The organism is Streptomyces griseus (assembly GCF_001715295.1).
Classification (GTDB): Bacteria; Actinomycetota; Actinomycetes; order Streptomycetales; family Streptomycetaceae; genus Streptomyces; species Streptomyces griseus_G.
Window position 1 is genome coordinate 163,357 of the sequence record NZ_MDKB01000006.1, and the last position, 15,111, is coordinate 178,467.

Annotated in this window: 11 protein-coding genes and 1 pseudogene; 3 read left to right on the forward strand and 9 right to left on the reverse strand. The window is 72.3% G+C overall.

The window, feature by feature from the left end:
• Positions 1-23 precede the first annotated feature (23 nt).
• From BA175_RS28420 to BA175_RS28430, 3 genes are read right to left on the reverse strand one after another with little or no spacing between them, the layout of a single operon-like run.
• On the reverse strand, positions 24-794 hold the full coding sequence (locus BA175_RS28420; RefSeq protein WP_069174440.1) for an energy-coupling factor ABC transporter ATP-binding protein: 771 nt from the start codon (positions 792-794) through the stop codon (positions 24-26).
• The gene (gene cbiQ / locus BA175_RS28425; protein ID WP_069174441.1) at positions 791-1,552 is read right to left on the reverse strand and encodes a cobalt ECF transporter T component CbiQ; all 762 of its coding nucleotides are present in this window, start codon (positions 1,550-1,552) and stop codon (positions 791-793) included. The genes BA175_RS28420 and cbiQ overlap by 4 nt, the downstream gene beginning before the upstream one ends.
• A 1-nt stretch (position 1,553) precedes the next feature.
• Positions 1,554-2,606, reverse strand: a complete 1,053-nt coding sequence (locus BA175_RS28430; RefSeq protein WP_069174442.1) for an energy-coupling factor ABC transporter permease — start codon at positions 2,604-2,606, stop codon at positions 1,554-1,556.
• Positions 2,607-2,808: 202 nt separating this feature from the next.
• On the opposite strand from BA175_RS28430, the gene BA175_RS28435 reads away from it, so the two are divergent.
• Complete coding sequence (locus BA175_RS28435) at positions 2,809-3,192, forward strand: SsgA family sporulation/cell division regulator (RefSeq protein ID WP_069174443.1); 384 nt, start codon at positions 2,809-2,811, stop codon at positions 3,190-3,192.
• Positions 3,193-3,481: 289 nt separating this feature from the next.
• Here the strand turns inward: BA175_RS28435 and BA175_RS28440 are convergent, their stop codons facing one another.
• Both BA175_RS28440 and BA175_RS28445 read right to left on the reverse strand, forming a co-directional pair.
• Positions 3,482-5,695, reverse strand: a complete 2,214-nt coding sequence (locus BA175_RS28440; protein ID WP_069174444.1) for an MMPL family transporter — start codon at positions 5,693-5,695, stop codon at positions 3,482-3,484.
• Positions 5,696-5,809: 114 nt separating this feature from the next.
• Positions 5,810-6,382, reverse strand: a complete 573-nt coding sequence (locus BA175_RS28445; protein ID WP_069174445.1) for a TetR/AcrR family transcriptional regulator — start codon at positions 6,380-6,382, stop codon at positions 5,810-5,812.
• Between the two features lie 178 nt (positions 6,383-6,560).
• On the opposite strand from BA175_RS28445, the gene BA175_RS28450 reads away from it, so the two are divergent.
• Positions 6,561-9,923, forward strand: coding sequence for a S41 family peptidase (locus tag BA175_RS28450; protein ID WP_069174446.1), 3,363 nt, complete (start codon positions 6,561-6,563; stop codon positions 9,921-9,923).
• Positions 9,924-10,505: 582 nt separating this feature from the next.
• Here BA175_RS28450 and BA175_RS28455 read toward each other — a convergent pair.
• The 4 genes from BA175_RS28455 to BA175_RS28470 form a co-directional block, all read right to left on the reverse strand.
• The gene (locus tag BA175_RS28455) at positions 10,506-10,727 is read right to left on the reverse strand and encodes a hypothetical protein (RefSeq protein WP_069174447.1); all 222 of its coding nucleotides are present in this window, start codon (positions 10,725-10,727) and stop codon (positions 10,506-10,508) included.
• An 87-nt stretch (positions 10,728-10,814) separates the two neighbouring features.
• Positions 10,815-11,699, reverse strand: coding sequence for an SDR family oxidoreductase (locus BA175_RS28460; RefSeq protein WP_069174448.1), 885 nt, complete (start codon positions 11,697-11,699; stop codon positions 10,815-10,817).
• Entirely contained in the window at positions 11,696-12,637 is a 942-nt protein-coding gene (locus BA175_RS28465; protein WP_069174449.1) for an alpha/beta fold hydrolase, read from the reverse strand. Before BA175_RS28465 ends, BA175_RS28460 begins: the two co-directional genes overlap by 4 nt.
• Positions 12,634-14,154: a flavin-containing monooxygenase gene (locus BA175_RS28470; RefSeq protein WP_069174450.1), complete on the reverse strand. Its 1,521-nt coding sequence runs from the start codon at positions 14,152-14,154 to the stop codon at positions 12,634-12,636. Before BA175_RS28470 ends, BA175_RS28465 begins: the two co-directional genes overlap by 4 nt.
• A gap of 169 nt (positions 14,155-14,323) precedes the next feature.
• Here BA175_RS28470 and BA175_RS28475 point away from each other — a divergent pair.
• A pseudogene (locus tag BA175_RS28475) lies at positions 14,324-14,932 on the forward strand (MerR family transcriptional regulator); the annotation flags it as partial.
• Positions 14,933-15,111 lie beyond the last annotated feature (179 nt).

Genomic DNA, 15,111 nt, shown 5'->3' on the forward strand with positions numbered 1-15,111 from the left:
GGGTGGCGGGTCTCACCATCCGTTCACGGACGCGGAACGGCCACGGACCGGGGGTCGAAGCCGAAGGGCAGTTCCAGCCGGTGCGCGTGCATCAGTTCCTCGTCGCACAGGAGGTCCTGCGTGCGGCCGTCGGCGGCGATCACCCCGTCGCTGAGGATGACGGAGCGCGGGCAGAGCTCGAGGGCGTACGGCAGGTCGTGGGTGACCATCAGGACGGTGACGTCCAGGGACCGCAGTATGTCCGCGAGTTCACGGCGGGAGGCCGGGTCCAGGTTGGAGGAGGGCTCGTCCAGGACGAGGATCTCCGGCCGCATGGCGAGGACGGTGGCCACGGCGACCCGGCGGCGCTGGCCGAAGGAGAGGTGGTGCGGCGGCCGGGCCGCGAACTCCTCCATGCCGACCTGCCGGAGGGCGGCGGTGACCCGCTCCTCCAGTTCGGCGCCGCGCAGTCCGGCCGACGCGGGCCCGAAGGCGACGTCCTCCCGGACGGTCGGCATGAAGAGCTGGTCGTCGGGGTCCTGGAAGACGATGCCGACCCGTCGGCGGATCTCGGCGAGGTCGCGCTTCCCGACGGGCAGCCCGGCGACCCGGACGGTGCCGGCTCCCGCGTCGAGGATGCCGTTGAGGTGGAGGACGAGGGTGGTCTTGCCCGCGCCGTTGGGGCCGAGGAGCGCGACGCGTTCGCCGCGGGACACGGTCAGGTCGACGCCGAAGAGGGCCTGGTGGCCGTCCGGGTAGGCGTAGGCGAGGCCGCTGACCTCGAGGGACGGAACGGGGGCGGAGGGCAGGCTCATACGGTCCATCCCAGCAGACACACGGCGAGCGCCGTCAGGGGGAGTGCGCCGGCGTACGCCCACTGGGTGCGGGAGGCGGTCATCTCGTCGATCACGGGCATGGCGCCGGTGTAGCCGCGGCTGACCATCGCGAGGTGGACCCGCTCGCCACGCTCGTAGGAGCGGATGAACAGGGCGCCCGCCGTCTTGGCGAGGACACCCCAGTGCCGTACGCCGCTCGCCTCGAACCCGCGGGAGCGGCGGGCGATCGACATCCGGCGCAGCTCGTCGGTGATCACGTCCCCGTACCGGATCATGAAGGACGCGATCTGGACGAGCAGCGGGGGCATCCGGAGCCGCTGGAGGCCGAGCAGCAGGGAGCGCAGTTCGGTGGTGGAGGCCAGGATCACGGACGCGGCCACGCCGAGGGTGCCCTTGGCGAGGACGTTCCAGGCGCCCCAGAGGCCCGGGACGCTGACGGACACGCCGAGCAGTTCCGTCTGCTCCCCCGGCACCACGAACGGCATGAGGAGCGCGAAGGCGACGAAGGGCACCTCGATGAGCAGCCGCTTCAGCAGGAAGCCGGCGGGGATCCGGGCGACGGCGGCCACGGCGGCGAGCAGCACCGCGTACAGCGCGAAGGCCCACACGGCCTCGCGCGGGGTCGAGACGACGACCAGGACGAAGCAGAGGACGGCGGCGAGCTTGCAGTGCGGGGGAAGCGCGTGGACCGGCGAGTGCCCGTGCCGGTAGAGCTTGTGCGCGTGGCCGGCGCCCATGTCAGACCGACTCCGTGGTGCGGGTGACGGGGGCCTGCGGCGTACTGCGCCTGCGTACGGCCCAGAAGACGCCGCTGCCGACCACCACGGTCGCGCCGACGCCGATCACTCCGGCGAGCCCGCCGGACAGGCGCGCGTCGTCCACGTCCTTGACGCCGTAGTCGGCGAGCGGGGAGTCGGCCGCGCCGTGCTCCTGGGTCTTCTCGTCGATGCCCTTGTCGGCCGCCACCTTCTCCAGGCCGTCGGGGCTCGCGGAGGCGTAGAAGGAGACGAAGCCCGCCAGGAGCAGCGCGGCGGCCAGGCCGGTCGCCCAGACCTTGCGGGTGGAGCGCGGGGCGGCGGGGGCCGCCGCGGGGGCCGGGACGTCGACGAGTTCCCCGTGGACGCGGAGCTTCAGCGGGGCGGCGAGCCCCCGGGCCCCGTGGACGAGGTCCGGCCGGACGGCGAGGACCGCGCCCACGGTCAGTGCGGTGATCGCGGCCTCACCGATGCCGATCAGGACGTGGACGCCGACCATGGCGGTGAGGACCTTGCCGAGGGGGACGTCGGTGGTCCCGCCCACGGCGTAGATCAGGGTGAAGGCGGCGGCTGCGGCCGGTACGGAGACCAGCGCGGCCACGAAGGCCGCCGCTGTCGTCGAACGGCGGGTGCGGGGCAGGACCCCGGTCAGGCCACGGAAGAGGGCGTACGCGACGAGGGTGGTGACGACGCCCATGACGGTGATGTTCACGCCGAGCGCGGTGAGGCCCCCGTCGGCGAAGAGGATGCCCTGCATGAGGAGGACGACCGCGATGCAGAGCACCCCGGTGAAGGGTCCGACCAGGATCGCCGCCAGCGCCCCGCCCAGCAGGTGCCCGCTCGTACCGGCGGCGACCGGGAAGTTCAGCATCTGGACGGCGAAGATGAAAGCGGCGACGAGCCCCGCCAGCGGGGCGGTGCGCTCTCCTCCCAGTTCGCGCCGGGCACCGCGCAGGCTGACCGCGACCGCGCCGGCGGCGACGACCCCGGCGACGGCGGAGACGGGTGCGTTGATGAAACCGTCGGGTACATGCATGGAGTGGCTCCGCTTTTCGGGTTCCGGGCGATGCTGCGGGCGGGGTCGGGAACCGCTCAATGATAGGACCCAGTTGCAAACAGCTCGCAAGAGCGCAGGAGGCCCAAGTAGCACACCCCCGGATCACACCCGCTCTCGATATGCCCTATTCGGAACATATGGGACATTTATGAGAGAGATTGCCGCACAGGAGGAGCCGGCCATGTCCCTCTCGCCCCACCAGCACGTCCGAGCCCGGCTCATCACGGACGGCCCCGAGCCCCGTACGGTCCCCGTGGACCTGCGCTGCGATCCCGAGGACCCGCGGACCATCCACCTCCGGCTTCCCGGTGGCGTCCACCGGCCGGTCGGCCGCGACCTCCTGGAACGCGGACTGCGCGCCCCCGTCACGCGCGGCGACCTACGCGTCTGGCCGTGCGGCCGGGCGCAACTGGTCCTCGAACTGCACTCGGCGGACGGCGTGGCCGTGCTGCAGTTCGACGTCGCCCCGCTGATCCGCTTCCTGGCGCGCACGCGGCCCGAGAACCCCGCCCGGGACGCCTCCCCCGCCCGCCCGTCCGCCTCGGTCACCGGCCCCGCCACATGACGTGGCCCCCGCGCGACGAAGGACCCCGTGCGGCGTGCACGGGGTCCTTCCGCCATCGGGCGGCCGCCGCTCCCGGCGGGCGCGCCACGACGGCTACGGCACTGCGCCGCGCCGCCGGGACGTCCCCCTCCATCCGGTAGGCGGACGTCCGTCCCCGCCGTACGCCCTGTGTCCCGACGCCGCGCCCGGGCCCGGGGCCGCGGGACGGCCTTCCGGCCTCCGGCCCCGCGGCTGACCGGCGCACCGGGGCCGCACTCCGCCCGGACGCGGCCCCGGGGTCCGGGGTGGCTCAGACGCGGACCGTCTCGCGTGGACCGCCCCCGCCGGCCGCCGGGCCGGCGGGTTCCCCCCGCAGTCCCTCACCCTCCACGTCGACGTTCGGCAGCAGGCGGTCCAGCCGGCGCGGCAGCCACCAGGCGCGCTCGCCCAGCAGGGCGAGAACCGCCGGCACGATGGCCATGCGCACCACGAAGGCGTCGAAGAGGACGGCGACGGCCAGCGAGAAGCCGACCATCTTGATCATCGACTCGCTGGAGCCGATGAAGCCGGCGAAGACCGCCATCATGATGACCGCCGCGGCGGTGACCACACGGGCCCCGTGCCGGAATCCGGTGACGACGGCCTGACCGGGCGTCTCGCCGTGGACGTACGCCTCACGCATCCGGGTGACGAGGAAGACCTCGTAGTCCATGGCGAGACCGAAGACCACGCCGACCATGAAGATCGGCATCATGCTCATGATCGGGCCCGTCTGCTCGACCCCGAAGAGGGAGGCGAGCCAGCCCCACTGGAAGACCGCGACGACGGCGCCCAGGGCCGCGACGACCGAGAGCAGGAAGCCGAGAGCCGCCTTCAAGGGCACCAGCAGCGAACGGAAGACCACCATCAGCAGCAGGAAGGCCAACCCCACGACGAGCGCCAGGTAGGGAAGCAGCGCGTCGTTCATCTTCTGCGAGAAGTCGATGTTCATCGCCGTGGCACCGGTGACCAGCACCTCGGCGCCCGTCTCGTCGTTGATGCCGGCGCCTGCGTCGCGGATCGCGTGGACGACCTGCTCCGTTTCGGTGGAGCTGGGCCTGTCCTTCGGGATGACCGTGATGGTCGCGGCGTCGCCCGCCTTGTTGAAGGTGGCGGGGGTGACGGCCTCGACGTGGGCGATGCCCTCGATCTCCTGGGAGACCTGGCTGACCGCGGTCCTGCCGTCCGAGCTGCCCCTGGTGTCCACGACGACCAGCAGGGGACCGTTGAACCCGGGACCGAAGCCGTCGGAGAGCAGGTCGTAGGCCTGGCGCTGCGTGGTGCTCCTCGGCTGGGAGCCGTCGTCCGGCAGACCCATCTCGAGCGAGGCGGCCGGTACGGCGACGGTGCCGAGACCGATGACTCCGGCGAGCAGGACCCACACGGGCCTGCGCAGCACGAACCGCGCCCAGCGGGTGCCCATGTTCGGCTTCACCTCGGGCCGGTCCTCCGCCTCGGCGGCCCTGCGGGCCCTGCGCCCCAGGACCCGCTTGCCCGCGAAGCCCAGCATCGCCGGGACGAGGGTGAGGGCGATGAGGACGGCGATCGCGACCGTAGCCGCGGCGGCGAAGCCCATCTTCGACAGCATCGGGATGTTGACGACGGCGAGGCCGACCAGCGCGATGACGACGGTCAGGCCGGCGAAGACGACCGCGGAACCGGCGGTCCCGACGGCCCGCCCGGCGGCTTCCTCCCGTTCCCGGCCCTCGGCCAGTTCGGCGCGGTAGCGGGAGACGATGAAGAGCGCGTAGTCGATGCCGACCGCCAGGCCGATCATCATGGCGAGCGTGGAGGTGGTGGACCCCAGGTCGAGCACGTTCGCCAGCGCCGTGATGAGCGAGACCCCGATGCCGACGCCGATGAGCGCGGTGAGCAGGGGGAGCCCCGCGGCGATCAGCGATCCGAAGGTGATGACCAGCACCACCGCGGCGACGGAGACCCCGATGATCTCGGTGGCCCCGGTCTCCGGCATCACCTGGAGCGCGTCACCGCCGATCTCCACGGTCATCCCGCTGCTCCGCGCGGACTCGGCCGCGTGCTCCAGGGAGTCCCGCGTCCCGTCCGTCAGTTCCATGGAGCTGACCTCGTAGGAGACGGAGATGTACGCCGTCGAACCGTCCTTGCTGACGGCGTTCGCGACGTACGGGTCGGCGACCGAGGCGACCTGGTCGGAGCCGGACTTCAGCTCGCCGACGATCTCCTCGACCTCGGCCTTGTTGCCCGCGTCGGTCACCTTCCCGCCCTCGGGGGCCTTGAAGACGACCCGGGCGGTCGCGCCGTCGGCGCTGCCTCCGGGGAAGCGCTGTTCCAGCAGGTCGAAGGCGCGCTGGGCCTCGGTGCCGGGGATCGAGAAGGAACTGGAGGTGGCGGTGGACGCGGAGGCGGCACCGAAGCCGGCGAGTGCCAGCAGGGCGACCCAGACGAGGGCGACGTAGCGGCGGCGCCGGAAGGCGAGCCGCCCCAGCTTGTAGAGGAATGTGGCCACGGAGGGGTACTCCCGGTCAGGTCGTTGAGTGGAAAAGGGCGTGAGGAACCAGCCCGACGACGAGAGCGGCGTGTCAGGTGGGGCGTCGGGGAGAGGTCGTGCGGAGTGCGGGCGTCAGACGCCGAGGGCGGGGAACACCACGGCTTCGACGTAGTCGACGAGGAACGCCTGGTCGACGGGGCGTTGCTCGACCAGTTCGCGGGCGGCGAGGGCGCCGATCATCATGTGCGGTACGTAGGCGAGCGCCGGATTGTCCGGACGCACCTCACCCCGGTCCACGGCCCGCTGGAGCAGCGCCTGCAGGCCGTTCATCTCCGGCTCGACGAGCAGCTCGCGCAGAGCCTGGAAAAGATCGGGGTTGTCGTGGACGGCATGGGTCAGACCCCGCATCAGCGCGGAGTTCTTCTCCATCTGACAGTCGTCGGTACGCAGGAGCACGGCCTGGATGTCGCCGCGCAGCGAACCGGTGTCGATCTCGGCAAGGTGGACCGGCTTGTTGTTCCGGAGCGCCCTGACGACCAGCTCGGCCTTGCTCCCCCACTGGCGGTAGAGGGTCGCCTTGCTGGAGCGGGTGCGGGCGGCGACGGCGTCCATGGTCAGGGCTTCGTAGCCGACCTCGCCCAGCAGATCGAGCACGGCGGCGTACAGCTCACCCTCACGTTCGGGCGTGAGCCGGGTGCGTGCCATGGGCCGACCTCCTCTTTCCGTCGCGCCTGCGGATCGTACGCCAGTCGGTGATCAACAAGGCGAACGAAACTGTTTCGTACACTTCGAAGGTACCCGCTTCCCTGAGCGAAACCCAACCGTTTCGCTGTGTCCTGCACCACAAGTTGCCCCGGGCCCTCCGCGCGGAAAGCATGGGAGGGTGAGTGACGACGTCGCGTATCTCCGCTTCCCGCACCTCCACCAGGATCTGCTCTGTTTCGCGGCCGAGGACGACCTCTGGGTCTCCCCCCTCGCCCCGGCGGGGCAGCGGCCCGGCCGGGCGTGGCGGGTGACCGTCGACCGGACCAGGGTCAGTCATCCACGCTTCTCGCCCGACGGCAGCCGCATCGCCTACACGACCTGGCGCACGCTCGACCCCGAGATCCACCTGGCCCCCGTCGCGGGCGGCCCCGCCCGCAGACTCACGTACTGGGGTTCGACCGATGCCCGGGTCTGCGGCTGGAGCCCCGACCCCGGCGACGCCTCCCAGATCCTTGCCGTGTCCTCGCACAACCAGCCGTTCTCCTACTTCTCGTGGGCCTACAGCGTCCCCACCGACGGCGGCCCCGGCGGAAAACTCCCCTGGGGCCCCGTCTCCGACATCGCCGTCGCCGACATCGACGGGGAGCGGCGCACCCTGCTGCTCACCGGCAAGCCGCCGCACGAGCCGGCGGCCTGGAAGCGGTACCGGGGCGGGGCGACCGGGCGGCTCTGGCTGCACGGCGAGCGGCTGCTCCCGGACATCGGCGGGCACCTGGACGCGCCGATGTTCGTCGGCCGGCGGATCGCCTTCCTCTCGGACCACGAGGGGGTCGGCAACCTGTACTCGTGCCGGACGGACGGCACCGACCTGCGCCGCCACACCGACCACGACGCGTTCTACGCCCGGCACGCCTCCAGCGACGGGAGCCGGGTCGTCTACCAGTGCGCGGGCGACCTCTGGCTGGTCGACGACCTGGAGTCGCCGGATGCCGGACCGCGGAAGCTGGAGGTCCGGCTCGGCGGGCCGCGGGCGGGACGGCGTACGTACCAGGTGCCGGCCGCGAGCCACGTCGACTCGCTGTCCGTGGACGAGACGGGCCGGGCCAGTGCCGTCTCCGTGCGGGGCAGCCTGTACTGGCTCACGCACCGGGACGGCCCCGCCCGCACGATCCACGACTCCCCGGGGGTGCGGGTCCGGCTGCCGGAGATGCTCGGCAGCAGCGGCCGGATCGCGTACGTCACCGACGCGGACGGCGACGACGCCGTCGAGATCGCCCACCTCCCCCGGGCCAGCGGCGACCGCCGGCCCCGCCGGCTGGCCTCCGGACGCCTGGGCCGGGTTCACGAGATGATCTCGGACCCGCAGGGCGAGCGGCTGGCCATCGCCTCGAACGACGGCCGTCTCCTGCTGCTCGACACGGCGGAGGAGGAAGACGCGGAGGCGACGGTGGCGCTCCTGGACGAGACCGCCGGACAGGTGGACGCCCAGCCGCCCCGCACCTCCCCGGAGTGCGAGGTCACCGAGCTCATCCGCTCCACCAACGGCCCGGTCCGGGATCTGGCGTTCTCCCCCGACGGCGCCTGGCTGACCTGGTCGCACCCGGGCGTCGGCCGGTCGCTCCGGCAGATCAAGCTGGCCAGGATCACCGGGCCCGACGCCCCGGTGACCGTGGACGTGACCAACGGCCGCTTCGAGGACGAGAACCCCGTCTTCACCGGGGACGGCCGCTACCTCGCCTTCCTCTCCTGGCGCGGCTTCGACCCGGTGTACGACGTCCACACCGGTGACCTCTCCTTCCCGCTCGGCTGCCGTCCGTACCTGGTCCCGCTCTCCTCCGCGACCCCGTCCCCCTTCGCCCTGCTGCCGGACGGCCGTCCGGCAGCAGGCGGGCTCGACCCGGTGGACGTCGCCGAGGGCGCGCCCCCCGAGGGCACCACGGTGACCGTGGAGTTCGAGGGCCTGGAGAGCCGCGTGACACCCTTCCCGGTCTCCGCGTCGAAGTACTCGGCGCTGCACCCGGTCAGCGGCGGCGGGCTGGTCTGGCTGCGCTGGCCGATCTCCGGCGCCCTGGGCGAGACGTTCGCCAACCCCGCGGACATGTCGGGCCGGCCCACCCTGGAGCACTTCACCATCACCAAGGCCCGCAAGACCGAACTCGTAGGCCACCTCGACTGGTTCGCGGTCAGCGGCGACGGATCGCGGCTGGTCGTCATGGACGACGGCGAACTGCGGGCCGTCCCGTCCGGCGAGCCCGGTGACAGCGACTCGACGGTCTTCCTCGACCTGCGCCGCATCCTGCACGACGTCGACCCGGCGGCCGAGTGGCGGCAGGCGTACGGGGAGGCGGGACGCATCATCCGCTCCTACTTCTGGGAGCCGGACATGTGCGGCATCGACTGGGACGGCGTCCTGGACCAGTACCGGCCGCTCGTCGAACGGGTCGCCACACCCGACGAGTTCGCCGACCTCCTGCGCGAGGTCCTGGGCGAACTGGGCACCTCCCACGCCTACGTCTCCCCCGCCCGCCGCAACGAGGGGCCCCCGCACTACCAGCGGGCGATCGGCCTGCTGGGCGCCAACCTCGTGTGCCGGGACGGCGACTGGACGGTACGGCGCATCCTGCCGGGCGACTCCTCGGACTCCAAGGCCCGTTCCCCGCTCGCCGGCACGGGCATCCGGGCGGGCTCGGTCCTCACCCATGTCGACGGCCGGCCGGTCGACCCGGTGGCGGGCCCCTACCCGCTGCTCGCGGCAGCCGGCGGCACCACGGTCGAGCTCACCTTCCGTCCCCCCGGGGGCGAGTGCGGAGGCCGCTCCCGCCGCATCGCGGTCGTCCCCCTGGTCGACGAACGCCCTCTGCGCTACCAGGACTGGGTGGCCAAACGCCGCGAAGTCGTACGGGAGCTGAGCGACGGCAGGTGCGGGTACCTGCACATCCCCGACATGGGCGGTTCCGGATGGGCGCAGTTCAACCGCGACCTGCGCCTGGAGGTGTCGCGCCCCGCACTGATCGTGGACGTACGCGGCAACGCCGGGGGCCACATCAGCGAGCTGGTCATCGAGAAGCTCACGCGCACGATCCTCGGCTGGGACCTGACCCGCAACGCCCAAGCGGTGTCGTACGCGTCCAACGCGCCCCGGGGCCCGGTGGTGGCCCTGGCCGACGAGGCCACGTCCTCCGACGGCGACATGATCACCGCCGCCTTCCGGCTGCTGAAGCTCGGCCCCGTGGTGGGCCAGCGCACCTGGGGCGGGGTGGTCGGCATGACCGGCCGCCACCGCCTCGGCGACGGCACGGTGATCACGGTGCCGATGAACGCGGCCTGGTTCGACACGTACGGCTGGTCCGTCGAGAACCACGGTGTGGAACCGGACCTGGAGGCCTTGCGCACCCCCCTGGACTGGGCGGAGGGCCGCCACGCGGTCCTGGACGACGCGGTCCGCCTCGCCCTGGACCTCCTCGCCGGCCACCCGGCGGCAACACCCCCCACCTACGCCACGGCCCCGACCCTGCGGAGGCCCCCACTCCCCCCGAGGTGAACACAGCGGGCCGGCCTCCCCCCTCCCGGCAACCCTTCCAGCCCGCCCGGCGCTCCAGAACCGGAACCCTTCCAGCCCGCCCGGCGCCCGACGGCAACCCGTCCAGCCCGTCCGATGCTCGAGGACCGGACACCCTCCACCCCGCCCACGCCCGACGGCAATCCGTCCCAGCCCGTCCGGCGCTTGAGGACCGGGGGCCGCACCGCCCCACCCCCACGCCCCATGCCCCACGCCCGACGGCAACCCGTCCTAGCCCGTCCGGCGCTTGAGGACCGGGGGCCGCACCGCCCCACCCCCACGCCCCATGCCCCACGCCCGACGGCAACTCTTGCCAGCCCGTCCGGCGCTTGAGGACCGGGGGCCGGGGGGCAGAGCCCCCGCTTCGGGAAGGGGCGGGTAGGGGAACAGGCCCCGCGCAGCGGCCCGACCCCACCCCGGCACCGCCCTCGGCCCGGCCCGCGCAACTTCCCCGCGGCCCCCGGCCCACCCCGCACAAGAAGGGGCGCACCCGGCAGAAGCCGGATGCGCCCCTCACGCAACGCAGACGCACCACCGCGTCGAACGCCGCCCCACCCCGCCGCGTCAGCGGTCGAAACGCTCACGCGTCCGGTCGGCCGCGTCCTGCGCGCTGTCCTGCATCCCGGACGCACGGCCCGAAGCCTTGTCGGCGGCCCGGTCGGCAGCGCCGGAGGAGGGGGACGAGGAGCGCTCCCGCGCCCCCTCCTGCTTGCCGCCCTGCTTCTTCTGCTTGGCCTGGTCGGCAAGCTGCTGCGCCTTGTCCTTGAACTGGTCTGCGAGGCCCATGCTGTTCACTCCTATGTGGGTGCGTGGGGGCGGCCCCCGTAAGGACCTCGCCCAGACTTACACATACGGACATGCGTCGCATTTCGATCAATGGTGCTGAGCCCGCGCCTCTCGGTCCGCCTTGCCGCCGGCCCCCACGAGCCCCTTGCTCACGCCGTCGAGCCGCGGCCCGAACCGCCTCATCTCCCGCTGTCCGACGGACCCGATCACCATCGGCAGGTATCCCCGTATCGACTGCATCCCGCGCAGCCACCACTGGGCGTACACATGCGTGGACCGCCGTTCGATCCCGGCCACGATGCGGTCCACCGCCGGTCCCAGCGGGTACGTACGGTTCGTCGGCCACGGCAGCCGCTGCCTCAACTCCCGCATGACGTCGTCCTCGTCGGCGCCGCGCACCATGTCGGTGTCGGTCCACGACAGATAGCCGACCCCGACCTTCACCCCCCGGTAACCGACCTCGGCCCGCAGGCTGTGCGCGAACGCCTCCACGCCCGACTTGGACGCGCAGTACGCGGTCATCATCGGCGCGGGGGTGATCGCGGCCAGCGACGCTATCTGGAGGAAGTAGCCGCGGCTCTCCATGAGGACGGGCAGGAACGCCCGGCCCGTGACCGCCCCACCGATGAGGTTCACCTCGATGACCCGCCGCCACGCCTCCGGATCGGAGTCCACGAGCGGGCCGCCCGTGGCGACACCGGCGTTGGCGACCACGGTGTCGATCTTCCCGAAGCGTTCCTTCACCTCGCGGGCGACCTCCGCCATGGCCACATGGTCGGTGACGTCCGCGAACCAGTGGCCGCTCTCCCCGTGCAGCCGCTCCGCGACCTTCTTCAGTTCGTCCGGTTCCAGTCCCACCAGTGCGAGCTTCGCACCCCGCGCGGAGAGCTTGCGCGCCAGCAATTCGCCGACACCGCGCGCCGCGCCCGTGACGACGACGACCTGTCCGTCCAGACTCCGCCTGCCGCTCATGCGACCTCCTCCTCGCTCACGGCCTGTGCCGCACCGTCCACAGTGACGTACAGGGCGACCAGTTCCCGTAGTTTCGCCGTGACCACCTCGGGCGCCTCGACCGGCGTCATGTGACCCATACCCACCAGCTCCGTGAGGCCGAGGCTCTGCGGCAGCGCCGCCTCTATGGCCCGCGCGTGCACGGGCGGCGTCAGCCGGTCCTCCGTGCCCGCGATCACCGCGGTAGGGAGCCGCAGCTCCTGTATGCCCGCCTCGACGTCGAGCTCGGCGAGCACGTGCCCCCAGGCAACGCGGGCCCTGCGGGGACACGCGTGCACGATCCTGGCACAGGCGTCGACCCGTTCCGGGGCGGAACCTCGTCCCATCGTCGCGTACTTGAGGACCGCCTTCGAGGCGCCCGTGACCGGCCCCAGCGGGGCCCGCGCGGCGAGGACCGCCCGGGTCAGCCGGGTTCGGAAGGCGCCGGCCCGTATCGGCAGCACCAGCGATTCGGCGGTCAGCCGGGAGCTCCCCGTGCTGCACAGCAGCACGGCCGCCCCGTGCTCGCGCACGGCGGCCCGCCCGGCGGCCGCCATCACCGTCATCCCGCCCATGGAGTGCCCGGCGAGCACGGCCTTGCGCCCGGGCTCGAGCGTGGCCCTGAGCACCGCCTCCAGGTCGTCGGCCAGCGCGTCCGTGCTGTATCCACCCGGGCCCGCCTCCGGCGAACGGCCATGCCCCCGCTGGTCGTAGACGACGACCCGGTGGTCGGCCGCCAGGTCCCGTATCTGGTCGGCCCAGAAGCGGGTGCTGCAGGTCCAGCCGTGTGCCAGCACCACGGCCGGGGCGTCCTCGGGTCCGTACAGCTCGACGTGGACGCGCGCGCCGTCGGCCGAGGTGACGGTCAGTTCCCGTACGGGGACGGGCGGGGCGTCCACCTGGCGCAGGTGCCGGCTCATCGTGCGGCCTCCTCGGTGAGAACCTGCGCCCGGCCGCAGGTGGCCGGGGGCCGGATCACCTCGTACTCCCCGAGGTCGACCGTCCGCGTGGCTCTGCGGAACTCGGCCGTCGTGCCGGGCCAGACGGTCGTGTTGCGCCCGGCGGCGTCCAGGTACCAGCTGGTGCAGCCGCCCGTGTTCCACACGGTCCGCTTCATCCGCTGCTGGACACGCCGGTTCCACACCCCGACGGCCGAGGTCCGCGCCCCGAGCGCGGCCCGTCCGCCCAGCACGTCCAACTGGCGCAGGTAGTCGGCCATGTAGTTCAGCTGCGACTCGATCATGAGGATCATGGAGGAGTTCCCGAGCCCCGTGTTGGGGCCGATGATGGTCATCCAGTTCGGGAAGCCGGCGGCCGTCGCTCCGCGCAGCGCCTGCATGCCGTCCTTCCAGGACTCGGCGAGCGTGACGCCCTCCGCGCCGACGACCCGCTCCGCGATCGGCATGTCCGTCACATGGAATCCGGTACCGAGGATGATCACGTCGGCCTCCGCCTCCGTGCCGTCCGCGGCGACCACCGTGGAGCCCCGCACCTCGGACAGACCGGAGGCGACCACGTCCACGTTCGGCTGTGCGAGCGCCGGGTAGTAGGCGCTGGAGAGCAGGATGCGCTTGCAGCCGATGCGGTACGAGGGGGTCAGCTTGGCCCGCAGCTCAGGGTCCTTGATCGCGCGCGCCATGTTCGCCTTGGCTATCGACTCGACGAGACCCAGCTGGTCGGGGTGCTTGGTGAAGGCGCCCACCTGCAGTTCACGGATGCCCCAGAGCAGTCCGCGGCGGGCCGTACCGGTGAACGGGAGCGCGCGGTGCAGCCATTTCTCGACGCCGCTGATGGCGCGGTCCATGCGGGGCATCACCCACGGCGGCGTCCGCTGGAACAACGTGAGCCTGGCCGCCCGGCGCTGCACCTCCGGCACGATCTGGATGGCGGAGGCGCCGGTACCGACGACGGCGACCCGCTTGCCGCGCAGGTCGTAGTCGTGGTCCCAGCGGGCGGAGTGGAAGACCTTGCCGGGGAAGTCGGCGAGCCCGGGGATGTCGGGCAGTTTCGGGTCGGAGAGCGGGCCGGTCGCGGACACGACGACATCGGCGACCACGGTCGTGCCGTTCGCGCACTCGATCACCCAGTGCAGTTCGTCGTTGTCCCAGCGCATGACGGTGACCTCGTGGTCGAGCCTGAGGTGCGGGCGCAGTCCGAAGGTGTCGGCCACGTTCTCCAGGTAGGCGCGGATGTGCTCCTGCCCGGAGAAGGTGCGGGGCCAGTCGGGGTTGGGGGCGAACGAGAACGAGTACAGGTGGGACGGCACGTCGCAGGCGCAGCCCGGATAGCTGTTGTCGCGCCAGGTGCCACCGACGGACCCGGCCCGCTCCAGGACCAGGAAGTCGGTGATCCCCTCGCGGCGCAGCCGGACCGCGGCGCCGAGGCCCCCGAATCCGGTTCCGATCACCGCCACTCGTACGTGCTCGTGCTGGGACATGCTGCCGCCTCCCCGCGGTACGTCACACGACTCTGCCAGCAATCACTGGCATGGTTGGGAGGGTAGAGCAGCTCCGTACTGATGGGTAGGGGGCCGGACAAAGAAAGTTACCGGCGGTACAACATAGGCTGCGGGTGTGGCTGACGGACGCGAGCACCGCGAATACCGCATGGAGGAGCTGGCCCGGGAGGCCGGGATAACCGTGCGCACCCTGCGCTTCTACCGCGAGCGCGGACTGATCCAGCCGCCCCGCCGCGAGGGCCGCATCGCCTGGTACGACGACCACCACCTGGCCCGGCTGCGCACCATCACGGGCCTGCTGGAGCGCGGGCACACCCTCAACGGTATCGCCGACCTCGCCACGACCTTCGACAGCGGCCGGGACGTCGCCGAGGTGCTGGGCCTGGGCGAACCGACCGAGGAGGTACCGGTCCGGCTGACCCCCGAGCAGCTCGCCGACTACTTCGGGGACCAGGCCACGGCGGAGAACCTCGCCGCCGCCCTGGACCTCGGCTACCTCGGCACCGACGGCGACGAGATCGTCCACATCAGCCGACGTCTGCTGGAGGTCTCGGCCGAACTCGTCCGGGAAGGGGTGCCGCTCTCCGCGGTGCTCTCCTCCGGCCGGCTGGTCCGCGAGCACGCCGACGCTTTGGCCGATCTCTTCGTCCGCACCCTGAGCGACCACACCGCGAGCGCGGCCGACGGCCACCTGCGGACGCTGGCGCACGCGGTGCTGGACGCGGAACTGTCCATGGCCCTGGACCGGCGGCTCCGCGCGCACGCACAGGTGCCCGAAGAGCACCCCGGGCAGGAACAGCACGCAGAGGGGGGCGGGTCCCAGGGGGACGGGCGTCGGGGGGACGGACCCCAAGGAGACGAGCCCCGGGGGAACGGACCCCAGGAGGACGGGACCCAAGGAGACGAGCCCCGGGGGAACGGACCCCAGGAGGACGG